22 protein-coding genes are annotated in these 23,581 nt (G+C 67.9%); 13 read left to right on the top strand and 9 right to left on the bottom strand.

Going from position 1 to position 23,581, the window contains the following annotated elements; translation table 11 throughout:
• Positions 1-73 precede the first annotated feature (73 nt).
• From flgG to flgB, 6 genes are read right to left on the bottom strand one after another with little or no spacing between them, the layout of a single operon-like run.
• Positions 74-862, bottom strand: a complete 789-nt coding sequence (gene flgG, locus COC42_RS13805; RefSeq protein ID WP_096343867.1) for a flagellar basal-body rod protein FlgG — start codon at positions 860-862, stop codon at positions 74-76.
• A 12-nt stretch (positions 863-874) separates the two neighbouring features.
• Complete coding sequence (gene flgF / locus COC42_RS13800) at positions 875-1,621, bottom strand: flagellar basal-body rod protein FlgF (RefSeq protein ID WP_096343866.1); 747 nt, start codon at positions 1,619-1,621, stop codon at positions 875-877.
• A 27-nt stretch (positions 1,622-1,648) separates the two neighbouring features.
• Positions 1,649-2,917, bottom strand: a complete 1,269-nt coding sequence (locus tag COC42_RS13795; protein WP_096343865.1) for a flagellar hook protein FlgE — start codon at positions 2,915-2,917, stop codon at positions 1,649-1,651.
• Positions 2,918-2,942: 25 nt separating this feature from the next.
• Positions 2,943-3,626 (bottom strand): flagellar hook assembly protein FlgD, encoded by a 684-nt coding sequence (locus COC42_RS13790; RefSeq protein ID WP_096343864.1) that lies wholly within the window; start codon positions 3,624-3,626, stop codon positions 2,943-2,945.
• Positions 3,627-3,629: 3 nt separating this feature from the next.
• Complete coding sequence (flgC, locus tag COC42_RS13785) at positions 3,630-4,052, bottom strand: flagellar basal body rod protein FlgC (RefSeq protein ID WP_096343863.1); 423 nt, start codon at positions 4,050-4,052, stop codon at positions 3,630-3,632.
• Positions 4,049-4,402, bottom strand: coding sequence for a flagellar basal body rod protein FlgB (gene flgB, locus COC42_RS13780; protein ID WP_096343862.1), 354 nt, complete (start codon positions 4,400-4,402; stop codon positions 4,049-4,051). The genes flgC and flgB overlap by 4 nt, the downstream gene beginning before the upstream one ends.
• 376 nt (positions 4,403-4,778) lie before the next feature.
• Here flgB and COC42_RS13775 point away from each other — a divergent pair, with 376 nt between their 5' ends.
• The 3 genes from COC42_RS13775 to COC42_RS13765 are packed head-to-tail and all read left to right on the top strand — an operon-like array spanning position 4,779 to position 6,486.
• The gene (locus COC42_RS13775; RefSeq protein WP_096343861.1) at positions 4,779-5,423 is read left to right on the top strand and encodes a motility protein A; all 645 of its coding nucleotides are present in this window, start codon (positions 4,779-4,781) and stop codon (positions 5,421-5,423) included.
• Entirely contained in the window at positions 5,420-5,977 is a 558-nt protein-coding gene (locus tag COC42_RS13770) for a flagellar motor protein MotB (protein ID WP_096343860.1), read from the top strand. The genes COC42_RS13775 and COC42_RS13770 overlap by 4 nt, the downstream gene beginning before the upstream one ends.
• Positions 5,974-6,486 carry a flagella basal body P-ring formation protein FlgA gene (locus COC42_RS13765; protein ID WP_096343859.1) on the top strand — a complete coding sequence of 171 codons (513 nt, stop codon included), beginning with the start codon at positions 5,974-5,976 and terminating at the stop codon, positions 6,484-6,486. Before COC42_RS13770 ends, COC42_RS13765 begins: the two co-directional genes overlap by 4 nt.
• Here COC42_RS13765 and COC42_RS13760 read toward each other — a convergent pair.
• The gene (locus COC42_RS13760) at positions 6,472-7,251 is read right to left on the bottom strand and encodes a formate/nitrite transporter family protein (protein ID WP_096343858.1); all 780 of its coding nucleotides are present in this window, start codon (positions 7,249-7,251) and stop codon (positions 6,472-6,474) included. The two genes, COC42_RS13765 and COC42_RS13760, sit on opposite strands and share 15 nt — an antisense overlap.
• A gap of 151 nt (positions 7,252-7,402) precedes the next feature.
• Between COC42_RS13760 and flgM the strand changes: the two genes are divergently transcribed.
• The 8 genes from flgM (at position 7,403) to COC42_RS13720 (ending at position 15,214) form a co-directional block, all read left to right on the top strand.
• A complete protein-coding gene (gene flgM / locus COC42_RS13755) occupies positions 7,403-7,693 on the top strand; it encodes a flagellar biosynthesis anti-sigma factor FlgM (protein WP_096343857.1) in 291 nt (96 codons plus the stop codon).
• The gene (locus COC42_RS13750; RefSeq protein WP_096343856.1) at positions 7,680-7,985 is read left to right on the top strand and encodes a flagellar protein FlgN; all 306 of its coding nucleotides are present in this window, start codon (positions 7,680-7,682) and stop codon (positions 7,983-7,985) included. Before flgM ends, COC42_RS13750 begins: the two co-directional genes overlap by 14 nt.
• A gap of 103 nt (positions 7,986-8,088) precedes the next feature.
• Positions 8,089-8,970 carry a lytic transglycosylase domain-containing protein gene (locus COC42_RS13745; RefSeq protein ID WP_245844137.1) on the top strand — a complete coding sequence of 294 codons (882 nt, stop codon included), beginning with the start codon at positions 8,089-8,091 and terminating at the stop codon, positions 8,968-8,970.
• Positions 8,970-11,048: a flagellar biosynthesis protein FlhA gene (gene flhA / locus COC42_RS13740; protein ID WP_096343854.1), complete on the top strand. Its 2,079-nt coding sequence runs from the start codon at positions 8,970-8,972 to the stop codon at positions 11,046-11,048. Before COC42_RS13745 ends, flhA begins: the two co-directional genes overlap by 1 nt.
• Before the next feature lie 5 nt (positions 11,049-11,053).
• Positions 11,054-11,770, top strand: a complete 717-nt coding sequence (locus COC42_RS13735; RefSeq protein WP_096344210.1) for a sigma-70 family RNA polymerase sigma factor — start codon at positions 11,054-11,056, stop codon at positions 11,768-11,770.
• A 97-nt stretch (positions 11,771-11,867) separates the two neighbouring features.
• Positions 11,868-12,983, top strand: a complete 1,116-nt coding sequence (locus COC42_RS13730; protein WP_096343853.1) for a TonB family protein — start codon at positions 11,868-11,870, stop codon at positions 12,981-12,983.
• Between the two features lie 156 nt (positions 12,984-13,139).
• Positions 13,140-14,042: an alpha/beta hydrolase gene (locus COC42_RS13725; RefSeq protein ID WP_245844253.1), complete on the top strand. Its 903-nt coding sequence runs from the start codon at positions 13,140-13,142 to the stop codon at positions 14,040-14,042.
• Between the two features lie 155 nt (positions 14,043-14,197).
• Entirely contained in the window at positions 14,198-15,214 is a 1,017-nt protein-coding gene (locus tag COC42_RS13720; protein ID WP_217991305.1) for a LacI family DNA-binding transcriptional regulator, read from the top strand.
• Between the two features lie 410 nt (positions 15,215-15,624).
• Here the strand turns inward: COC42_RS13720 and COC42_RS13715 are convergent, their stop codons facing one another.
• Positions 15,625-17,229 (bottom strand): glycoside hydrolase family 43 protein, encoded by a 1,605-nt coding sequence (locus tag COC42_RS13715; RefSeq protein ID WP_096343851.1) that lies wholly within the window; start codon positions 17,227-17,229, stop codon positions 15,625-15,627.
• The gene (locus tag COC42_RS13710) at positions 17,226-18,473 is read right to left on the bottom strand and encodes an MFS transporter (RefSeq protein ID WP_096343850.1); all 1,248 of its coding nucleotides are present in this window, start codon (positions 18,471-18,473) and stop codon (positions 17,226-17,228) included. The genes COC42_RS13715 and COC42_RS13710 overlap by 4 nt, the downstream gene beginning before the upstream one ends.
• 389 nt (positions 18,474-18,862) lie before the next feature.
• Between COC42_RS13710 and COC42_RS13705 the strand changes: the two genes are divergently transcribed.
• Together COC42_RS13705 and COC42_RS13700 are read left to right on the top strand one after the other, a co-directional pair.
• Positions 18,863-21,850: a TonB-dependent receptor domain-containing protein gene (locus COC42_RS13705; protein WP_096343849.1), complete on the top strand. Its 2,988-nt coding sequence runs from the start codon at positions 18,863-18,865 to the stop codon at positions 21,848-21,850.
• Between the two features lie 114 nt (positions 21,851-21,964).
• Positions 21,965-23,386: an aldehyde dehydrogenase gene (locus tag COC42_RS13700; protein WP_096343848.1), complete on the top strand. Its 1,422-nt coding sequence runs from the start codon at positions 21,965-21,967 to the stop codon at positions 23,384-23,386.
• Positions 23,387-23,581 lie beyond the last annotated feature (195 nt).

Genomic DNA, 23,581 nt, shown 5'->3' with positions numbered 1-23,581 from the left:
CGCCAGCCCGGCGACGAACTCGATCCAGCCCGAGCGCGAGGGGACGCCGCGGCGAACGATCACGGTGCGCGCCTCAGAGGTTCTGGTTGACATATTTCAGCATCTCGTCGGTGGCCGAGATCATCTTCGAATTGACCTCATAGGCGCGCTGCGTCTCGATCATGTCGACGAGTTCCTCGACGACGTTGACGTTCGATCCTTCGAGCATCCCCTGGCGGATCTGGCCGCGACCGTCCTGCCCGGCGATGCCGAGATTGACCGGGCCGCTCGCGGCATTTTCCGTCAGGTAATTGTCGCCCGCGGCCTGGAGCCCGGCGGCGTTGGGGAAGCTGGCGATCTGGATCTGGCCGATCTGTGCGGCATCGGTCTGGTTGGGGATCGTCGCCGACACGGTGCCGTCGCCGCCAATCGTGATCGAGGTCGCGCCCTCGGGAATCGTGATGCCGGGCATGACCTGATACCCTTCCGACGTCACCAGCAGACCCTCGGGCGAGCGGGCGAAATTGCCGGCGCGCGTATAGCCCAGCTGGCCACCGGGCATCTGGACCTGGAAGAACCCGTCGCCGTCGAGCGCGAGGTCGAGGCTGTTACCCGTCGTCTGGAGCGAGCCCTGCGTGTTCATCCGCGCCGTCCCCTGCACGCGCACGCCGGTGCCGAGGTTGAGCCCGGTGGCATAGCGCGTCTCCGACGTGCTCGCGGAGCCGGCGGCGGTGACGACCTGATAGGCCAGCGTCTCGAAGCTCGCACGGTCGCGCTTGAAGCCCGTGGTGTTCACGTTGGCGAGGTTGTTCGAGATGACGCGCATCCGCATGTCCTGGGCGTCGAGCCCGGTGCGTGCGATGTGCATGGCGGCGTTACCCATGGGGGCGTCTCCTTAACCCTGGATGCGCATCAGTGATGCGCTCTGTTCGTCCATCTTCTTGGCTTCGGCGAGCAGGTTGGCCTGCACCTCGTAACCTCGCTGGTTCTCGATCATGTCGACCAGCGCCTGCGTCAGGTTCACGTTCGACTGTTCGAGGCTGCCCGAGGCGACGCGCGCCGCCATGTCGGTCGGCAGGACGCCGCCATTTTCGACATGAAGCAGGTTGTCGAGACCCTTGAGCGTCTTAGACCCCTCGGCGCTGACCAGCTTCAGCCGGCCGATCTGCTGCATCGGTGCGCCCGGTTCGGCGCCCTTGGGCTGGATGCTGATCGCGCCGTCGTCGGCGATCATGATGCGGTCGTGCGGGGGGATCGTGATCGGCCCGGCCTCGCCCATCACGGGATAGCCGTCACCGGTCTCGAGCACCCCCGACAGCGCGACCTTCAGGTCGCCGCGGCGCGTATAGGCCTCGGTCCCGTCGGTCGCCTGAACCGCGATCCAGGAGTCGCTGGTGACGGCGACGTCGAGGTTGCGGCCGGTCGAGACGATCGCGCCCGACCGGCGGTCGAAGTCGGCGACTTCCTCCGCGGCGGGCGAGCGCGTCTCGAACGCCTGCCCCTTCAGCATCAGCCGTTCGAAGCTCACCCGATCCTGCCGGTAGCCGATGGTCGAGGCATTGGCGATGTTGTTGGCGATCACGCTCTGCGCCGCCATCTGGCTCTTCAGCCCCGACAGCGCGGTGTAGACCATCTTGTCCATCGCCTAAGCCCCTGCCCCCGCGTTCGCTTACGAGCGGATGTTGAAGATCGTCTGCGAGATCTGGCTCGACGTATCGAGCGCCTTCGCATTCGCCTGGAAGTTGCGCTGCGCCGCGATCAGCGCGACCAGCTCCTCGGTGATGTCGACGTTCGATCCCTCGACGATGCCGCTCATCAGCCCGCCGAAGCCATTGGCGCCCGCCTCGCCCAGCGTCGGCTGGCCCGACACGCCGGTGGCGGCCCAGTTGCTGTTGCCGAGCTGGCGCAAGCCGTTGGGGTTCGAGAAATTGGCGAGCGCGACCTTGCCCAGCGCCTTGGCATCGCCGTTCGAGAAGGTGGCGCGCACGATCCCGCTCTCGTCCACCGCGACCGACTGCAGCTTGCCGACGGCGACGCCGTCTTGAGTGCGGTTGACGACGGCAAAGGGCGAGGCCGACTGAGCGGTGCCCGTGAAATCGAGGCTCAGCGTCTGCTCGGCGCTCGACCCCAGCGGCGTGAACGGACCGAACGCGGTCGGCGCGGTCGGCGCGGTCAGCGTGCCGGCGGTATCGAAATCGAGCGTCACCGGCTGCGGATTGGCGGGATCGACGCCCAGCTGGGTGTCGCCGACGAAGCTGTACACCTGCCACTGGCTGGTCGGGTCGGCGACGGTCGGCGCCTTGGTGCGCACGAAATAGTTGGTCATGGTGACGGGGTTGCCGTTGCCGTCGTAGATCGTCGTCTGCGTCGACTGGTTGTACGTCGTGGCGTCGAGGCGATCGAACGCCGCGCTCGGGATCGACGAACCGGCATTGATGTTGAGGTTGAGCGCGACCGCCCCGGTCGCCTTGGGCGTGCCGCTCGTCTCGGGCAGGCGCAGGCTGGCGAGCCCGTCGATGCCGCTGGCGATCACCGCGCCCGACCCGTCGACGGGATAGACCTGAAGCCTGCTGCCATTGCCGTCGACGACATAGCGGTCGTTGTCGACGTTGAAGCCGCCGTTGCGGGTATAGGTGGTCTGGCTGCCCTCGGCCGCGGGCTTGGTCATGAAGAAGCCGTCGCCCGACACGACGAGGTCGAATGCGCCGCCGGTCTGAATCAGGTTGCCCTGGCCGAACTGCTGACGAATCGACTTGGTGACGACGCCCGAGCCGACCTGGGCATTGGGGCTGACCGTCACGCTCGAGGCGATGACGTCGGCAAATTCGACGCGGCTCTTCTTGAAGCCGTCGGTGGCGACGTTGGCCAGGTTGTGGCTGATCGTCGACATTTCCTTCTGGCTGGCCTGAAGACCGCTGAGCGAGGTGTAAAAGGACATTGCTTCTTCCTTTGCGAAACGGAGTTCAGCCGACCGAGCGGACGGCGCTTGTCTTGACCTGACCGATGCCGGGGAGCGTCAGCACGGGCTCTCCCTCGACGAGCGAAACCGAGGCGACGGGCGCCCACACGAGGCTGCGAGCCGCGACCGGCGCGGCGCCGTCATTGGCGGCGACCGTCACCTTGAAAGGGCCGGCGCCGGCGGCTTCGCCCGCCTCGGTCTTGCCGTCCCAATCGAAATTGGCGGTGCCCGGCTTCTGCGCGCCGAGCGGGATCGTGCGCAGGACGCCGCCGTTCATGTCGCTGATCGTGACGGTGACGTCGGTCGCCGCCTTGTCGATCTCGACCGCGCCCTCCAGCCCGCCGCTGGCGCGCGGATAGGCAACCGATCCTTCGGTCAGCACGGTCTTGCCCGCCCAGCCGAGCGCGTCGCCCATCGTCGTGCCGGTGAGCTTGTCGGCGATCGACTTCAGCGTCGTCGACATCTCGGTGATGCCGGCCAGCGACGAGAACTGCGCCATCTGCGCGACCATCTGGGTGTTGTCGACGGGCGAGAAGGGGTCCTGGTTCTTGAGCTGCGCGGTCATCAGCTGCAGGAAATCGTCCTGGCCCATCTGCTGCTGCTGGGCGCGGGTGATCGTCTTCACGCCCGACGTGCCGGTGCGGTTGATGCCGAGCCCGGCGAGCGTGCCGTCGAAGGTCGTCGCCATGACTTAGCGTCCCAGCCGGAGGGTTTCGGTGATGAGCGACTTGGCCGTCTGCATCACCTCGACATTGTTCTGATAGCTGCGCGCTGCCTCCATCATGTCGACGAGCTCGCGCGTTTCGTCGACGGCGCTTTCCCAGACATTTCCCTCGGCATCGGCGAGCGGATTGCCGGGATCGTAGCGCTTGGTCGGCGCCTCGCCCGCGGTCTTGACCTGCTCGACATCGACGGTCGCCATCTGGCTCGCCGCGTCGAAATGCGTGCGGAAGACCGGCTTCAGCGTGCGATAGGCGGCGGCCTCGCTCGACGACACGGCGCCGGCATTGGCGAGGTTCGAGGCGGTGGTATTCATCCGCACGAGCTGCGCCGACATGGCGCGGCCGGAGACCTGGAAGATGTTCATCGGGTTCTGCTGGAACGCCATCGTCATTCGCCCTTCAGCGCGCGGGTGATGGTGTTGATGCGACCGTTGAGGAACGCGAGCGTCGTCTGATAGGCGACGGCATTCTCGGCAAAGGCGGTCTGCTCGGTCGAAAGCTCGACGGTATTGCCGTCGATCGAGGCCTGGGTCGGCACGCGATAGCGGGTCGCGGCGGTGATCGACATGTCGGTACGGCCGCCGGGCGCCTCGGCCCCGCGCAGCGCCGCCTGGAAGTCGATGTCCTTGGCCTGGTAGCCGGGGGTCGAGGCGTTGGCGATGTTCGAGGCGAGCTTGCCCATGCGCTGCGAGCGCACCTGGAGCGCGGTGCCGTGAACGCCGAAAAGTCCTTCATTCGCCATGTCGCCGCGCCTCCTTTCCCTGCGCGTGGGATCGTCCCGGCAGGATGACAGCAAGGGGCGTGCCAGTTTTGCATTGGCTTCGCCTGGAGATGCCGGGGGTGTCGATGCGGGGGGGCCTGCGCCGTGGTTAGGGCACCGTCGTCAGCCGCCAAGCGGCAACAGGCGCAACGTCTCCGCGCTCTCCGCGCCTTCGCGTGAACCCGCGCTACGTCGTACCCGTGCGAGCCGGGTCCCGCGTCCTCCTTCTTCCGCTCACAGCGAGCGAGGCAAAGGTCCGGTGAAGCCTGAGTCACTGCTCTACCGGCAACATCTTGCCGCCTGGCCGGCAAAGCGGCAACGCGGCGACCCTGGCACGGCTCTTGCTGCAACCACGCGCATGAACCCGCTTGCGACCTTTGCCGATTCTGTCGCCGCCGCCATCGTGCTGGGTGGCGTTGCGGTGGCCAGCCTCGTGCGTTTTCCACCTGGCCTGATGATCCGCGCGATCGGCGCGCTGCGCGTGCTCGGCCGCCGCGCACCGCGGCTCGATGCGGAAGTCGAACAGATCGCCGCGCTCGGCCGCATCGCGCGCAAGCACGGGGCGATGGCGCTCGACCGCTCGGTCATCGACGATCCCGACATCGCGCTCGCTGTCCGGCTGATCGTCGACGGTGAGCCGCCCGAGGCCGTGGAGGCCGCGATCCTCCGCGCCCGCGATGCCCGCATAGAGCGTCACCTCGCCGTCGCCGAGGTCTGGGCGAGCATTGCAGAGGCGGCGCCCGCCTTCGGCCTGATCGGCACGATCATCGGCCTCGTCCGCATGTTCACCGCGATGCAGGACCCCGCGGTCATCGGCCCCTCGATGGCGGTCGCGCTGCTCGCCACACTCTACGGCGCGCTCCTCGGCAACCTGATCGCGCAGCCCATCGCCGGTCGCCTGCGCCGCCTCGCACGCGCCGAGGCGTTCGAGCGCGAGCGGCTGGCGGCACCGCTCCTCGCCCTCGCCCGGCGCGAGCGGCCGCGCGCCGGGATGGCCGCATGAACCGCTTCGACGGCCTCGAACCCAGTCGGCCGCTCTGGCTGGTGACGCTTGCCGACCTGTGCCTGCTGCTCGTCGGCTTCTTCGTCTTCGTGCAGTCGAGCCAGCTCGACCGGCGCCAGCTGGCCGCCGCGATCCGCAAGGGCTTCGACGGCGCGCTGCCCGAAGCCGAGCCGATCACGCTCGACCGCGCCGCGGTGCGCGGCTTCGGGATCGCCGATGCCGCCACGCCGCCGCTCGGTCACCTGATCGGCTGGGCGCGGGAGGCAGCGGCCGACCCACGCACCACGATCACCGTCACCGGATCGACCGACGGCAGCAGTGCGGACCGCGATCCGCTGACGGGCGCGGCCCCGATCCTCGCCGCCGATCGCGCGCGCGGCGTCGCCGCGACCTTGGTTCGCGGTGGCGCCATTTCGCGCGACCGCATCGTCATTTCCACCGACCCGGCCAGCAACGGCCGCCACGTCCTTCTCTCGGTCGGCTTTGCCGGCGGGCGGCAAGTGCTTGCCGCCCGGCAATTGCCGCTTGCCGCTGTTTCAGGAGCCTTGCCATGACCCCTGCCCTTCTGATGCTGGCACTGGCCGGCGCGCCCGATTTCCAGTCGACGACGCTGATCGACACCGCGGTCCAGCAATTCACCGGCCGCGCGATCGGCGAGGAGGGCGGCGCCGTCACCCGTGTCGACGCGCGCCTCAAGCTGGCGCAATGCCCGATGCCCCAGTTCGAATGGCGGGGCACAAACAAGGACGCCGTCGTCGTCAGCTGCATGGCGCCGGTCTGGAAGATCTATGTGCCGGTCAAGATGGCCCCTGCAGCGGCGCGACCTGTCCTCGCCGCCGCCGCCGCCGTACCCGTCGCCCCGCCCAAGCCCGAGATTGTCGTCAAGCGGGGCGATCCGGTGACGGTGGAGGCGGGTGCCGCCGGCTTCTCGATCACGCGCGACGGCGTGGCAATGGGCGACGCGGCGAAGGGTGGCCGCCTGATGGTCAAGGTCGATCCCGCCAAGCCGCCGATTCAGGCGGTCGCGGTCGACATGGGCCGGGTGACGTTACCCGGCTGGTGACTTCAGCTGCGCATGGCCGAGCGCAAGCGCGACCGCCATGCCGCCCACGATGTTGCCAAGCGTCGTCAGCCCGAGGTTGCGGCCGATCGCTGCCAGCCCGATGGCGCCGTCCGACTGGATCAGCCAGCCGATCGCCAGCAGCGACTGGTTGGCGATCGAATGTTCCAGACCCGCCGCGACGAACACCGTCACCGGGCCGATGATCGCGAGGATCTTCGCCGGCAGCGACTTTCCGCCGATCGCCATCCAGACAGCCAGGCAGACGAGCATGTTGGCGAGCACGGCGGAGCTCACGAGCGCGAGTGTGGTCTTCCCCGTCTTGGTCGCGGCGGTCGATAGCGCCGCGTCGGCGACCGCGCCCTCGATCCCGGCGCCGCCGCCTGCAGCGACGAATAACGCTGCCACGATCACGCTGCCGACCAGATTGCCGAGCCATACGATCACCCACGCCGCCAGCATTCGCGCGGCACCGAGTTCGCCGGTTTCGGCGGCGAGTACGAACATCGTGTTGCCGGTGAACAGCTCGGCTCCTGTCACGGTGACGAGGATCAGACCGACCGAAAAGGCGAGGCCCGAGAGAAGCTGTGTCGTGCCCGACGGCGGGCCGCTTGCCTGCGCGACCAGATAGGCGATCGACCCGAAGGCGATGAACATGCCCGCCAGCACCGCGAGCAGCGCCATGCGGTGCGGCGGCGCCTCGGCCTTGGCCTCGAAGACGTCGGGCGCCGTCTCCGCGATCTCGGCGCCGGTCAGGTCCTCGCTCATCGCCCGCTTCTCCTCGCTGTCTCGCGGACAACGCGGCGCTTGCCGGTGCGGCCCAAATCGTCGGCGGCGCGGCAGATGAAAAAAATCCTAAAGCCCGCGCGGCAAGGGTCGTTACCCGAAATGTCTCTCCTTGTGGATAGCGGACATCGTCATGGACCCGATCGGTTCGAAGCCCATTGCCAAGCCCGGCCTCGCCCCGGTGACGCCGACCGCGCCGGTCGCGCGCGTCGCCGACGGGGTATCGCCGCAGGCGGCCGAAACGGTCCGCTCATCGGCGGTCGCCGTCACGCGGGAGATGGCCGCCAAGCCGCCCGTCGATACCGAACGCGTCGCGCGGATCAAGAAGGCGGTCGAGGACGGCTCATTCCCCATCGTCCCCTCGACGATCGCCGATCGACTGCTCGCCTTCAAGCTCAACTGGAAACCCGATGACGCGGCGTGACGCTCTCGTACAGGTGATCGACTGCCTCCATGCCGAGATCGCGGCACTGAAGGCGAACGACACCCGCGCGCTCGAACGTGCAACCGCCGCCAAGCTCGGCCATATCGAGGCGGTCGCCGCCTGCGAGGGTGAGCCCCTGACCGACGAGACCCGCGCGCTCGCGCACGAGGCGCAGCGGCTGAACGAGACGGCGCGCATCTATGTCAACCTGATGGCGGCAAATGTCCGCCGCCGGCTGCAATCGCTTGCCGGTACCGCGGTCGCGCCATACCGCGCGGGCGTCTACGCCTGACCCTGCCCATCTGGTGATCTCTCCGCTCGCGCGCTAGCGCGGGCCTGTTTGGCACGCCCCTTGCTGCTGCGTCCCCGAATACGGGGGCCTGACTGCAATGAACATGCGCGCCGCAGCCGCGGCAGACATTCCGATGACGGCATCGAGCCCGCACTCGGCGATCGCCGAGGCGAGCCGGCGGACGGGCATCGACTTCTCCTATCTGCTCGGCCAGGCGCAGATCGAGAGCGGCATGCGAGCCGGGGCCCGTGCGCGCACCTCTTCGGCCACCGGCCTCTATCAGTTCATCGAGCAGAGCTGGCTGGGCGTGATGAAGGAGCACGGCGCCGAGCACGGCATGGGCTGGGCCGCCGACCGCATCCAGCGCGGCGGCAATGGCCGTTATTATGTCACCGACCCCAATGCGCGCCAGGCGATCCTGGGTCTGCGCACCGACCCGCGCGCCGCCAGCCTGATGGCCGCCGAACACGCGGCCGACAACAAGGCCGAGCTGGAAGGCATGCTGGGCCGCGAGGCGACCGGCACCGATCTCTACATGGCGCATTTCCTGGGCATCGGCGGCGCCAAGAAGTTCCTCGCCCAGATGCAGGCCAACCCGGGCCGCAGCGCCGCGGGCATGTTCCCCGCAGCCGCCCGCGCCAATTCGAGCATCTTCTATGCCGAAGGCGGGCGTCCGCGCAGCCTCTCCGAAATCTACAATCGCTTCGCCGGCAAGCTCGATCGCGGCACCGAGACCGCTGCACGCGCGATACCCGGCGGCATCCAGCTCGCGCAGGCTGAAGCGACGCCGCGCCTGCCCGGCATCGACGTGATCCTCGGCAGTGAGGCGGAGGGCGGCGACGATGCCTGGCTCGAGACCACGCTCGCCAATCTCAATGTCGTGCGCAGCCAGCCCCGCGGGCAAGGCGACCGGGTCAGTCCCTATCGTCCGACGCCCGAAACCGCGCGTCTCGCTTATCTCATGCTCGCCAATCTGGGGGCGTGATGCTCGCTTCGCTGACAAAAGGCGGCCTCGCCGGCGCATCGCGCTCGATGGCGCTGCCGGGCGCGATCCTGCTTCTCGTCGTGCTGATGGTCGTGCCAATTCCGGCCGCGCTGCTCGACGTCTTTTTCATCGCCAACATCATGCTCAGCCTCGCGGTGCTGATGGTGGCCCTGAACGCGCAGAAGCCGCTCGACTTCTCGTCCTTCCCCACCGTCCTCCTGTTCGTCACCCTCTTCCGCCTCGGCCTCAACGTCGCCTCGACGCGCGTGGTGTTGGTGCACGGGCACGAAGGCGGCGCGGCGGCCGGCCATGTGATCGAGGCGTTCGGCACCTTCCTGATCGGCGGCGACTATGTCGTCGGCATCCTCGTCTTTTCGATCCTGATGATCATCAACATGATCGTCGTGACCAAGGGCGCGGGGCGCGTATCCGAAGTCTCCGCGCGCTTCACACTCGACGCACTGCCGGGCAAGCAGATGGCGATCGACGCCGACCTCAACGCCGGCCTCATCACCCCCGACGAAGCCCGCGCGCGCCGCGTCGAGGTTTCGACCGAGGCCGACTTCTACGGCTCGATGGACGGTTCGTCGAAGTTCGTGAAGGGCGATGCGGTCGCCGGCCTCCTCATCCTCGCGATCAACATCGTCGGCGGTGTCATCATCGGGGTCGCCAGCCATTCGCTGTCGCTGAGCGAAGCCGCCTCCCACTACATCATGCTGGCGATCGGCGACGCGCTCGTCGCGCAGATACCCGCGCTGATGCTGTCGATCGCCGCCGCCGCGATCGTCACCCGCGTGACCTCATCCCACGACCTGTCTGGCCAGATCGGCAGCCAGTTCGCGTCGCACCGTACCTGGACTCCGGTCGCGGCGATCCTCGGCCTGCTCGCGTTGCTGCCCGGCATGCCGACGCTGGTCATCCTGCCCGCCGCCGCCGCCGCTGGCTACGGCGCCTGGCGCCTCAAAAAGGCCGCCGACCGCCCGCCCCCGCCCGAACCCGCGCCGCCCGCGCCCGACCTGTCGCGCATCGGCTGGGAGGAAGTGACCGACGGCATGCAGGTGATGCTCGACATCGGCTACGGCCTCGTCCCCCTGGTCGACGAGCGCAAAGGCTCTCCGCTGATGAGCCGGATCACCGGCGTCCGCCGCCAGCTTTCCAAGGACCTCGGCTTCGTCGTGCCGCAGGTGCGCGTGCGGGACGACATCAACCTCGCGCCCTTCACCTATCGCATCGTCGTCGGCGGCGTCGTCGTCGGCGAGGATCAGGTGAGCCCCGACGAGATGCTGGCGCTCAATACCGGCACTGGCGTGGGGCAACTGCGCGGCAAGGCCGCCAAGGACCCGACCTTTGGCCTTGACGCCACCTGGATCGCCGCGGGCGATGCCGATGCGGCGACGGGCATGGGCTACCTCGTGGTCGATCCCGGCACCGTCATCGCCACGCACCTCAACCACCAGCTCGTCCAGCATGCCGCCGACCTGCTCGGCCCGGACGAGGTGCAGTCGCTGCTCGACGGGCTCAAGGAACGCGCCGGCGCGCTCGTCGCGGCGCTCTGCCCCGCGCCGCTGCCGCTCACCACGCTGACGCAGGTGCTGCGCGGGCTCCTGGCCGAGAACATCCCGCTCAAGGAGTTCCGCCGCATCGCCGCCGCCATCGCCGTCGCCGCGCAGCGCACGCTCGATGCCGAGGAACTGATCGAGGCGATCCGTCCCGAGCTCGGCCCGCTCATTGTCCAGAAACTGTGCGGCGTGCGCGAGCCGCTTCGCGTGATGACGCTCGAGGGGCAGCTCGAGGCGCTGCTCGGTCAGGCGATGCGCGCCGACGTCCACCGCCGCCACACGATCGAGCCCGATCTCGGCCGCCGTATCGTCGACGCGCTCCAGAATGCGGCCCAGCCGCTGATGGCCGAGGCCAAGCCCTTTGCGCTCGTCGTCCAGCCCTCGATCCGGCTGGCGATCAGGAAGCTCGTTCGCTCCTGCCTGCCCGACACGCCGGTCATGAGCTTCTTCGAAGTGCCCGAGGACAAGGCGGTCGAGGTCGTCGCGGTGATCGGCGCGCCGGGGGCATTGCCGGCGTGAACGACATGACGCTCTTCACCTATCGCCCGACCACGCCCGCAGTCCGCGATGTCGAGGCACAGGTCCGCGCCGAGCTGCCGATGGTCCGCCGCGTCGCCTGGCACGTCCATGGCAGCATGAGCAGCCTGGTCGAGGTCGAGGACCTCATTCAGATCGGCATGGTCGCGCTGGTCGAGGCGGCGAGGAGCTTCGAGGATCGGGGCGAGACGAGCTTCCGCAACTTCGCGATGACGCGCGTGCGCGGCGCGATGATCGACGAGCTGCGGCGACAGGCGACGCTGACCCGCGGCGCGATGAAACGGCGGCGGCACTATCACGAAACGCTCGCCGCGCTGACCCACACCCTCGGCCGGCCCCCGCGCGAGGAGGAGATCGCCGAGAAGCTGGGCGTCACGATCGAGAAGCTGCGCACCGACTATGCCAGCGCCGAGGCGGTACGGTTCGATTCGATCGACGAGGTCTATTCGGACGAGGCCGCCTGGTTCGCCGACGACAGTGCCGACGCCTTTTCCGCCCTCGCCGAAGCGGGCACGCGCGACGCGCTCGCCCGCGCGATCGCCGACCTGCCCGAGCGTGAGGCGCTCGTCATTCAGCTCTATTATGTCGAGGAACTCAACCTCGAGGAGATCGGCCAGGTGGTGGGCGTGGGCGCCGCGCGCATCTGTCAGATCAAGGCGAGCGCCCATGCCCGCCTCAAGAAGGCGCTCAAGGGCCGCGTCTGAAAAGGGGCGGCTGGCCAGTCACATAGTCGCAGATTAGCGTGCCTGCCCGACCGAGGTCGAATCGGGAGGTTGCGTGTCAAATCCAGTCATTGTCGCCATGACTGCCACCCTCGCAGTCGGGCAGGCCGTACCTGTTGCGCCGCCCGCACCGCCAGTGCCGCCGCCCATCCAGGACGGCGCCACGCCGCCCCGCCCCGACCCGGAGCTTCTTCGCTGGGTCCCGGGACCGGTTCGCTGCGCCGACGGACCCGTCGAAGCCGCGCCGATCCGGCGGCCGGGAAACACGCTCCGTTACGGCTCTGGTCCCGCGACGCAGGCACCGGTCGAGCTTCGCTTCGCCATCGCCGCCGACGGCCGGCCGGTCTCGATCGATCGGGCGCCGGGCGGCTATCGCTATCATCCGGACGACCTGCTCCCTGCCCTCGCCGCAAGCCGCTTCCCGGCCGCCGCACGCCGCGATTGTTCGATCACCTATTCGCCGGTCTCGACGCCACTTGGCGAGGCGCCGGTGGCCGAGCTCGTCTCTTACACGATCAACCCGCGGTCGGGCCGGCTGCCGCGCGAGGGCTGGGATCGAATCCGCCCGGCGGGCAACTGCGCCGACCGACCGCGGCCCGGCGCGCTGATGCGGGCCATGCCCGACTTTCGAAACATTGCGGGAACCCCGGGGGTACAGGACTGGTCGCTGGTCGCCTATGACACCGATGCGGCAGGCAAGCCGACCGGCGTCCGTGCGGTCGAGGGTACGGGCAACCGCGCGCTCGACGCGGCGTCCGTGAAGGCGATGCGCGCCTCGCGCTTCTCGGGCGGCGCGCGGACAGGCTGCGTCTATCCCTATTGGCGTACCGCCGACACGCTCCCCGCGCCGCCGATGCCCGACGCGGTCGCGGCCCCCTCCCCCACCTGCCCCGACGGACGCGATTGGGCAAAGGCGCCGACGCTGACCTTCCCCGAGCCCTATCGCCGCCGCCGGATCGAGGGCTGGGCAATCGTCCGCTACGACGTCGCGCCGTGGGGCGAAATCGGCAACCTGACCGTCGTGGCGGCAGAGCCGACCGCCGATTTCGGGCGTCAGGCAACGCAGATGCTGCGCATGGCCAGGCTGAAGCCAAGTGCGCAAGGGCGGAGCGGCTGCATCGATCGGGTGAAGTTCGTCATGACCCCGGCCGATGCCCCGCCCGCCGACCCGGACGACGCGGCGCGCTTCTATTGAACCGCCGCCTCGTTGCGCCGGACGCCAAAATTTCTCGCGCAATTGCTTTGGGGCAATGCAATCGCGCGTGACATCCATTCGGACGCTTAGTAGGAGTATTGGAGCAAATCCTATAGGAGAGCGACTATGACGGGAGGATGGCGAAAGCTGCGCCTGATGGCGGCAGGCCTCGCGATGTTAGCGGTCACACCGCTTCACGCCCAAAACGACAAGATGACGCCGATTCCGATCCCGGCCCAGCCGACGGCGATCTTGCTGAATACGGGCGAGCTGCCGAACGCGCCGAACAAGGAGAGCTGGCACAGCCAGTATGGCAGCGTGTTCGCGCGCAACGTCACCGTCGCAACGTTGACCCCGTTTCTCCCCGATCCCGCCAAGGCGACGGGCGCGGCGGTGGTCGTCACTCCCGGCGGCGGCTTTCGCACGCTGTCGATGGAGAATGAGGGCTGGGACGTCGCCAAGGCGCTCAATGCAAAGGGGGTCGCTGCCTTCGTCCTGAAGTATCGCCTCAACCAGACGCCCGCCGACATGGCCGGGTTCGAGGCTTCGATGACGGCGATGTTCTCGGGTGCCGCTCGCGCCACGCGCCGGCCGGACGCCTCGGCGATGATGGCCAATCTCGCGCCGCAGATCGACGACGCGCGCGCCGCCTTCGCGCTGATCCGGTCCCGGGCCAAGGAATGGCGTGTAGATCCGGACCGGATCGGCATGGTGGGCTTTTCCGCAGGCGCGATGCTGACGATGGCGACGACGCTGAACGGGGTCGATGCCAAGCCCGCCTTTATCGGCAACATCTATGGCCCGCTGAACGCCATGCCCGCCCCCGCCGACGCGCCGCCGATGTTCGTCGCGCTGGCGGCCGACGATCCGCTGTTCGGCTCGCCGCAGTACGGGCTGATCGACGCCTGGCGCACGGCCAAGCGCCCGGTCGAGTTCCACCTCTACGAACAGGGTGGCCACGGCTTCGGCATGTATCCCAAGTCGACGACCAGCACCGGCTGGTTCGATGCCTTCACCCGCTGGATGGGCATGCACGGCTATCTCGCACCGAAGCGTTGAAGGCACTTCTCCCCTCCCTGGAACGGAGGGGCCGGGGGTGGGCAGGTTCGAGGTGGGGTGGTTTCGACCCCACGGACCTGCCCAGCCGGCGCCTTAGTCAGGGACGGACTTGAGATGTGTCCCGCTTCCGCTCCAGCCCAACAAAAGATACACCTATATCCGTGAAGAACGGGGCACGCGGCGCGCGGGGCGCGACGATCATCGACGTGGCGGCGGCGGCGGGGGTGTCGCCAATGACGGTCAGCCGCGTCATCAACGGCAAGAGCGGCGTCGCCGCAGAGACGCGCGCCGCCGTCCAGCGCGCGATCGAAGCGCTCGATTACACCCCGAATGTCGCCGCGCGCAGCCTCGTCACCTCGACCGAGCTGCGTGTCGGTGTCCTTTATTCCAATCCCAGTCGCGCGTTCATGAGCGAGTTCCTGACCGGCGTGTTCGAGGAAGCCTCGACCCGCGGCGCGCGCCTGATCCTGCTGCGCGGCGAGAACGGCCACCCGCCCCCCTTGCCCGCGATCGAGGAGCTGGTCGCCTCGGGCCTCGCGGGCGTCGTCGTGACGCCGCCCCTCGGTGAGGCGCTGCCCGTCCTGTCGATCCTGCGCGCGGCGGGCGTGCCGATCGCGGCGGTCGGTGCGCACGGCGTGGCGGGCGCGACCTGCGTGCGGATCGACGACCGGCTGGCGGCGTACGAGATGACGCGGCACCTGCTGGCGCTCGGCCATCGCCGGCTCGGCTTCATCCTCGGCAACCCGGACCAGGCGGCGAGCGCCGAGCGCATGGCCGGCTTCTATGCCGCGGTGCGCGAGGCGGGCGGAGTCGAGGTTCGGGTCGCGCAGGGCGATTTCAGCTATGCCTCGGGCCTCGCGGCAGGCGAGCAGCTGCTGGCCGCCGACAACCCGCCGACCGCGATCTTCGCGAGCAACGACGACATGGCCGCCGCCGTCGTCTCGGTCGCGCACCGCCGCCACCTCGACGTGCCGGGCGAGCTGTCGGTCGCGGGCTTCGACGACACCACCGCCGCGGTCACGCTCTGGCCGCCGCTGACGACGATCCACCAGCCGGTGCATCGGCTGGCGGCGGAAGCACTGGCGCGCCTGCTGGGGCATGGCGAGCCGGGCGACTGCATCCTCGACCACGAGATTGTCGAGCGGCAGTCGGTGGCGGGGCCGCGGGGCTGAGGTGGCTACTTTTGCGAAGTCGGCTTTCGTCCAATAGCGAACATGAGCTACCTCATGTAAGCAAACGCATGGTTCGCATACGAGCATATTCCTTCGTCATGTCCCTCCCACTCATGCTGGTTCTCGTGGGAGTGGTTTGGTTCTTCGTCGCCGACGAAGACCATGTCATGAAAGGCTAGCTCGTCTTCGCTGCTGGATTCGCCTTGCAGGTGTTTCTAGGGCTGACGATCGCTTGCCCCAAATTCGGGAAATCTCCCTACACGATTGGTCCAAACTGGGGACCGCTGGGCATAGCAGGCACCCCTATCCCCGACGCAATCTGCTCCAAGTGTGGGCACGATTTCCGGATGAATCCGGACGGCACCTAACCTGCCCAAAGCCGACATTTTAGATTCTATGATACACCGCCCCTACCCCCGCCCCGCATACCGGAACCACGCAAAGTCCGCCGGCGTGCCCCGCCCGCTCATGTCCTGGCACGCCATCGCCACGAACGTGCCGGTGAAGTTGGGCAGCCCCGGCAGCGTCGCCTCGTCCGACAGGATGCTGGCGTCGAGCGGCTCGCCCGCCGCCTGCCACTCGGCCCCGTCCGCGCGCCAGAAGAAGCGGAGCGCCACGCCATCGACCTCGACCGCCAGCTCGATCGGGCCGTCAGGCAACTCGCCCAGCAAGACCATCTCGATCGCGCCGTCCTCGGGATTGGCGGTCATCCGCTGGAGCACGCGCGCGTCGCCGTCGCGGCTGACGTGGAGGTAATGGAACTTGGTGCTGTTATAGTAGCAGATCAGCCCCGCCGCCGCCTGAAAGTCGCGCGGCTCGAACTCGAGCCGCGTCTCGGCTCGATAGCGAAAGTCGGTCTGCCGCCGCGCGACCAGCGCCTGCTCGAACAGGCTGCCCACCGTGTCGCGGCCATACAGGCGCAGGAAGCCCGGCCGCTCGGTCAGGCTGAGCAATCGCTCCGGATACGGGCTGCGCAGCCATTGCAGCGGCTGCGGCAGGTCGGGGCCGTCGAAGCCGCCGTCCCACTCGGGCTCGTCCCACGGCGCGGGGGGCAGCGGCGCGGGCGGTGCCGGATCGGGCTCGCCATCGCCCGCCACCGTGCGCAGCCAGCCGTCCTCGCCCCAGACCATCGGCTGGATCGCGGTCTCGCGCCCCAGGATGCAGCGCTCGCTCGACGCGACCGGGCGACCGCAGAGATAGGCCATCCACGGCGTCCCGTCGGCGAGGTGGACGAGGTCGGCATGCCCCGCGCGCGTCAACGCCCCCTCGCGCCGGCCGTTCGCGGTCAGCACCGCGCCATCCGGATGCACCTCATACGGCCCGAACAGATCGCGCGAGCGCGCCATCACCGCGGCATGGTTCCAGCCGGTGCCCCCCTCGGCCACGAGCAGATGGTACCAGCCGTCATGCTTGTAGAGGTGCGGGGCTTCGGTGAAGCCGCGGTCGGTGCCGGGGAAGATATTGCGGGGTTCGCCCACCAACCGCCCTGCAGAGTGGTCGAACTCCTGCACGACGATCCCGGCGAAACGGCCGTGGCCGGGGCGATGGTCCCAGAGCATGTTGACGAGCCACGTCCGCCCGTCGTCGTCGTGGAACAGCGCGGGATCGAACCCGCTGCCGTTGAGGAAGACGGGGTCCGACCACTCGCCGTCCACCGTCTCGCAGGTGACGAGGTAGTTTCGGAAATCGCGCAGCGACACGCCCGTCGCGCCGTCGACCGTCGTCGTGCCGTAACGCTTGACGTCGGTATAGACGAGCCAGAAGCGGCCATGCGCATGCGAGAGGTCGGGCGCCCACACCCCGCACGAATCGGGATCGCCGCGCATGTCGAGCTGCGCGGGACGCATCAACGGCCGGCTCGCCAGCCGCCAGTGCTGAAGGTCGCGGCTGTGATGGATCTGCACGCCGGGAAACCATTCGAAGGTCGAGGTGGCGATGTAGAAATCCTCGCCGACGCGCACGATCGACGGGTCGGGGTTGAAGCCCGGCAGGATAGGATTGCGGATCAGGGTCATCGCGGCTTGCGCACCAGCGTCCAGAGGAGAAGCGCGCCGATCAGGTCGAGCACGCCGAGAAGCACGAAAAAGGGCTCATAGCCGACATCGTCGACCATGCCCCCGAGCACCAGTGAGAAGACCAGCACACCGAGATTGCCCGCGAAGCCCGCCAGGCCTGCAGCAGTCGCCACCTCGTTGCGGCGAAACAGGTCGCTCGCCATGGTGATGACCGTAACCGACAGCGTCTGATGGGCGAAACCGCCGAGGCAGAGGAGTGCGATCGCGGCATAGGGATTGGTAACGATACCAACGAAGGCCATGCCCGTCATCAGCACGGCGCCGGTGGTGAAGGCCCAGCGCCGCGCGTCGATCAGGTCGACGCCGCGCCGCTGAAGCGCCGCGACGATCGCCGGCCCGAAAAGGCAGCCGAGGTCGGCGGCAAGGAAAGGAAGCCAAGCGAACAGCGCGATCTGCGCGAGGTCGAAGCCACGGACGCGGGCGAGGTAGAGCGGCATCCAGAAGCTCAGCATCCCCCATACCGGGTCGGCAAGCATCCGGGGGAGCGCGATGCCCCACAGGTCGCGGCGGCGCAGCAGGGTCAGCATCCGCGGCCGCTCGGCGGTCGCGGCCAGCCGCGCCTCCTGCCCCGACAGGATATAGTCGCGCTCGGCCGCACCCAGCGCGAAATGACGCTGCGGCGTGCGGAACCACAGATACCAGAAGACCGCCCAGATCAGCCCGATGCCCCCGGCGACGATGAAGGCCAGCCGCCAGCTCTGGGTCATGACCGCCCATGCGACGAGCGGCGGCGCGAATACCGCACCGAACGACGCGCCGATATTGTAGATGCCGCCCGCAAGCCCGCGCTCCTTGGCGGGAAACCACTCGGCGATCAGCTTCTGCCCCGCGGGCTGCGCCGATCCCTCGGCCAGGCCCAGCGCGCCGCGCAGCACGGCGAAGCCCATCCAGCCGCTCGCCAGCGCATGCGCCGCGGTGATGATCGACCACGCCGCGACAAACATCGCGAAGCCCGTGCGCAACCCGATCGCGTCGAGCACGTAGCCGGCGAGCGGCTGGAACATCACGCCGATCTGGAAGGCGCCGGTGATCCAGCCATATTGCTCGCTGGAGATATTCTGTTCGGTAAGGATGACGGGCGCGGCGACGCCGAGCACCGACCGCGCGAGATAGTTGATGACCATCGCGCCGACGAACAACGCGATGATCGTCCAGCGCAGCTTCGGTATGCGTCCGACCTTCATCACCCCTCCCGTTAACGTCATCATCCGCCCGGCCCGTGCCGCTTTTTGTGCGACGAGTCGATGATGGCGCCCTCTTTCGTACAAACAGGCTTCTTCAGTGCCTTAATGCCTGAACGGAACCCGTTGCGAGCGGGGACTATAGTCCTACTATTGACAAGTGCAATGCACGCTCGCATGAAGCGGATGGTAGCGTTATCTATCGCACTTGATAAGAGGGTAAGGAGGGTCGGCGAGTCGGCGGCGACAAGCGCAAGCCGGCCGGCAACGAAGACCTTTGCACCGGCATGGATCATATAGTATACGATATTGCGTCAATGATCGCGTAACGCGGCAAACGGGCCGGATACGGCACCGCACGACAAGCCCCTCGGGGGTTCAGGGAGAGAGAGATGTCTGCAAGCAATCGTACCGTTCCGGGTCTGTTGTGGCGCCGCACCGGCGCTGCCAGTCTCGCCGCGCTCGCCACCTGCCTGCTCGCCGCGCCGGCGCTCGCGCAGGAGACGCCGCCCGCCGCCGCGCCGCTGCCCGAGCCACAGGCGACGCCGCCGTCCGATCAGGCCGACGATATCGCCACCAGCGCGCAGGACATCGTCGTCACCGGCTCGCGCATTCAGGCCAGCGGCTTCAACGCACCGACGCCGACCACCGTGATCGGCGAGGAACAGATCGCCGCCAATGCCCAGCCCAACGTCTTCACGACGATCGCGCAATTGCCCTCGCTCCAGGGGTCCTCGGGTACGCAGACCAACACCTTCTCGACCTCCTCGGGTGCGCAGGGGCTCAGCTCCTTCTCGCTGCGCGGCGTGGGCGCGATCCGCACGCTGACGCTGCTCGACGGGCAGCGCGTCGTCGGCGCCAACGTGACCGGCGTGCCCGACATCAGCCTCTTCCCACAGCTGCTCATTCGCCGCGTCGACGTGGTGAACGGCGGCGCCTCCGCCTCCTACGGCTCGGATGCCGTCGGCGGCGTCGTCAACTTCATCACCGATACCCGGTTCAAGGGGATCAAGGGCAACGTCCAGGGCAGCATTACCGATTACGCCGATGACGAGACAGTCCTCGTCCAGCTGGCGGGTGGCACGAGCTTCCTCGACGAAACCGTCCACCTCGTCGTCAGCACCGAGTACGGCAACGAGGCGGGCGTCGGTCCCGGCCCCTATGGCATCGGCCTGGCGGGAGGCCGCGACTGGTTCGTGCAGCGCACGCTGGTCAACCGCAACATCACCAACGACGGCAATCCCCAGCTGGTGCTGCGCGACTTCGCCCAGTCGATCGGCTTCACCAAATTCGGCCTCATCACCGCCGGCCCGCTGCAGGGCACTGCGTTCGACGAAGCGGGCAATCCCTTTGCCTTCGAGTATGGCTCGAACGGTGTCCCGGCGCGCAATGCCGCGGGCACGGTCATCGGCTGCGACTTCGGCTTCTGCCAGGGCGGCGACGTATCGGGCAACGTCGATTCGGGCCGCTCGCTCAAGTCGTCGATCGAACGGCTCAACGCCTATACCCGCCTCGGCTGGGACTTCGCGCCGAACAACGAACTCTATGTCAGCGTGAACCTGGGCCAGGTCCGCACGCAGAACCAGCCGATCAACGGCCAGAACCGCCCCAACCTGACCATCCAGTGCGAAAATCCGTTCGTGCCTCAGCTGGTGCGCAACCAGTGCGCGGCGGCGGGCATCACCAGCTTCCGCTTTGGCACCAGCAACGCCTCGCTCGGCAGCACGCAGGTCCGCACCGATCGACGCCAGTATCGCTTCGTCGCCGGCGCCAAGGGCCGCACGCCCGTGTTCGGCACCGACTGGAACTACGACATCTACTTCGAACACGGCACGAACTATTCGGACATCGAGGTCAGCAACATCCACCTGTCGCGCCGCTTCGACCGCGCGATCGACGCCATCACCCTGAACGGCCAGATCGTCTGCCGCGATCCCGTCGCCCGCGCCAACGGGTGCCAGCCGCTCAACATCATCGGCGGCAATCCGTCCGAAGCGGCGCTGCGCTATGTCCAGCCCGAGAACGGCCCGTTCCAGCGCACGCGCCAGACGCAGGATGTGGTCAGCCTCAACTTCTCGGGTCAGCCGTTCGATCTGTGGGCCGGCCCCGTCTCGGTCGCGTTCGGCGGCGAGGCGCGCCACGAATTCTACCGGGTCTATGGCGATCCCTATGGCGGCGGCTTCGGCAACGCGCCGGACAACGCGAACTATCCCGTCGACCCGACGCTGCTGGCGGGCGGTGCCAACTGGTATGCCGGCAATTATTACCCCGGCACCGGCGCCTACAGCGTCAGGGAAGCCTATGTCGAAGTCGATCTTCCGATCATCAACTCGGATGGGCTTGGCCGCGCGAACATCAACGGCGCGGCGCGCGTAACCGACTATTCGACGTCGGGTACCGTCTGGACGTGGAAGATCGGCGGCACCTGGGATCTGCCGCTCGACGGCTTCCGCATTCGCGGCGTCGCGTCGCGCGACATCCGCGCGCCCAACCTGTCGGAACTGTTCGCGGCGCCCGTCACGACGACGCTGCCGAACTTCTTCGACCCCTTCAACAACCGCAATGTGCTGGCCCTTCAGTACAGCGTCGGCAATACCGAGCTGACGCCGGAGATCGCACGTTACAACACCCTCGGCGCCGCACTTGCCAATCCCTCGTGGCTGCCGGGGCTGAACATCTCGTTCGACTGGTACAACATCAAGATCGACGACGTGATCGGGAGCCTGGGTGCGGGCGATATCGTCAACTATTGCTTCACCAACATCCTTCCGCAGACCTGCGACGCCTTCAACCTCAACAACCCGAACGGCCCGAACTTCATCAACGTCCAGTCGTTCAACTTCGCGTCGATCGAGACCGAAGGCTTCGATATCGAGGCGAGCTATCAGTGGCGCAATCCGCTGGGCCTGCCGGGCCAGTTCGTGTTGCGCGGCCTTGCCACGCACGTCGCAAAATATGTCAGCGACTCGGGCCTGCCGGGCACGATCCCCAACGATTCCGCCGGGCAGAATTTCGGTGCCACGCCCGACTGGAAATGGCTGGTGACGCAAAGCTACTCGAACGACCAGTTCTCGCTGCTCCTCCAGCAGCGCTGGTTCACCTCGGGCGTCATCAACAACAATTATGTCGAGTGCAATCCGGGCTCGTGCCCCGTCTCGACCGGCAACAACCAGACGATCAGCCCCGAGGACAATTTCGTGCCCGGCGCCTTCTATTTCGACGTCGGCGGCACCTACAACCTGACCGAGGAAGTCACCGCCTATTTCAAGGTCGACAACCTCTTCGACGAGGATCCGGCGCTGTCGCCCTTCTTCTCGAACCCCGCGCTCTACGACGCGCTCGGGCGCACCTATCGCGCCGGCGTCCGCTTCAAATTCTGAGCCCCCGCCGCACGGCGAACCTTGAAGGGTGGCAGCGCTTCGGCGCCGCCACCCTTTTTCTTGCGAGCCCCCCGGCCGGGAGTTATGACGCATAACAAACAGCCGAGAGGATCCATGACTGATCTAGCCGAAGCGCCCGCGCGCACTTTCGACCGCGTCAATCCCGTCACCGGCGAGGTCGCGACCACCGCCCCCGCCGCGACCGTCGCCGACGCGAACCTCGCCGCCGAGGCCGCAGTCGCCGCCTTCCCCGCCTGGGCCGCGCTCGGCCCCAATGCGCGCCGCGCCGCCCTCAACAAGGCCGCCGACGCACTCGCCGCCCGCGCCGATGCCTTTGTCGAGGCGATGATGGGCGAGATCGGCGCGACCGAGGGCTGGGCGCGCTTCAACCTGATGCTGGCGACCGGCATGGTACGCGAAGCGGCGGCACTGACGACGCAGATCGGCGGCGAGGTGATCCCGTCCGACAAGCCCGGCTGCATCGCGATGGCGATCCGCGAGCCCGTTGGCGTGATGCTCGGCATCGCGCCGTGGAACGCCCCGATCATCCTCGGCGTCCGCGCGATCGCCGTCCCGCTCGCCTGCGGCAATACGGTGGTGCTCAAGGCGAGCGAGCAATGCCCGCGCACCCATTCGCTGATCGCCGAGGCGTTCGCCGAGGCGCTTCCGCAAGGCGTCGTCCAGATCGTCACCAACGCCCCTGCCGATGCCGGCGAGATCGTCGGCGCGCTGATCGATCATCCGGCGGTGCGCCGCATCAACTTCACCGGATCGACCGCGGTCGGTCGCATCATCGCCAAGCGCGCGGCCGAGCATCTGAAGCCCGTCCTGCTCGAGCTGGGCGGCAAGGCGCCGCTGATCGTCCTCGACGACGCCGACCTCGAAGAGGCGGTGAAGGCGGCGGCGTTCGGGGCGTTCATGAACCAGGGCCAGATCTGCATGTCGACCGAGCGGATCATCGTTGTCGACGCGGTCGCCGACGCCTTCGTCGAGAAGTTCGCGGCCAAGGTGGGCTCGATGCCCGTCGGCGACCCGCGCGAGGGCAAGGCACCGCTCGGCGCAGTGGTCGATCGCAAGACCGTCGATCATGTGAAGTCGCTGATCGACGACGCGGTGGCGGCGGGCGCGGTGCAGGTCAATGGCGGCGCAGCGAAAGGCGTCCTGATGCCCGCGCACGTGATCGACAAGGTGACGCCCGACATGAAGCTGTTCCGCGACGAGAGCTTCGGCCCGGTCGTCGGCATCGCCCGCGCACGCGACGAGGATCATGCGATCGAGCTTGCCAACGACACCGAATACGGGTTGTCCGCTGCCGTCTTCACCCGCGACACCGCGCGGGGTCTGCGCGTCGCGCGGCGGATCAAGTCGGGCATCTGCCACGTCAATGGCCCCACCGTGCATGACGAGGCGCAGATGCCCTTCGGCGGGGTCAAGGCTTCGGGCTACGGCCGGTTCGGCGGCAAGGCGGGGATCGACGCCTTCACCGAACTGCGCTGGATCACGATCGAAACCGAGCCCGGGCATTATCCGATCTGAGAGGATTGAACGACCGTTCGAACCTCGTCACCCGACTTGTTCCGGGGTCCATCGTGCCGCAACCGCAGCGGCCGCGATGTTTCGGCGAACCGTTGCCCCGGGACAAGTCCGGGGCAACGAAGCAGACCGAATACTCCGACACAATGCTGGCATCCCGTCCGCGCTTCTGTCATGCTGATCCTATAGGATATAGTA

The organism is Sphingomonas spermidinifaciens (assembly GCF_002351485.1).
Taxonomy (GTDB): domain Bacteria; phylum Pseudomonadota; class Alphaproteobacteria; order Sphingomonadales; family Sphingomonadaceae; genus Sphingomonas; species Sphingomonas spermidinifaciens.
Note: the sequence above shows the minus strand (reverse complement) of the source record. Positions and strands in the feature narration are given on the sequence as shown.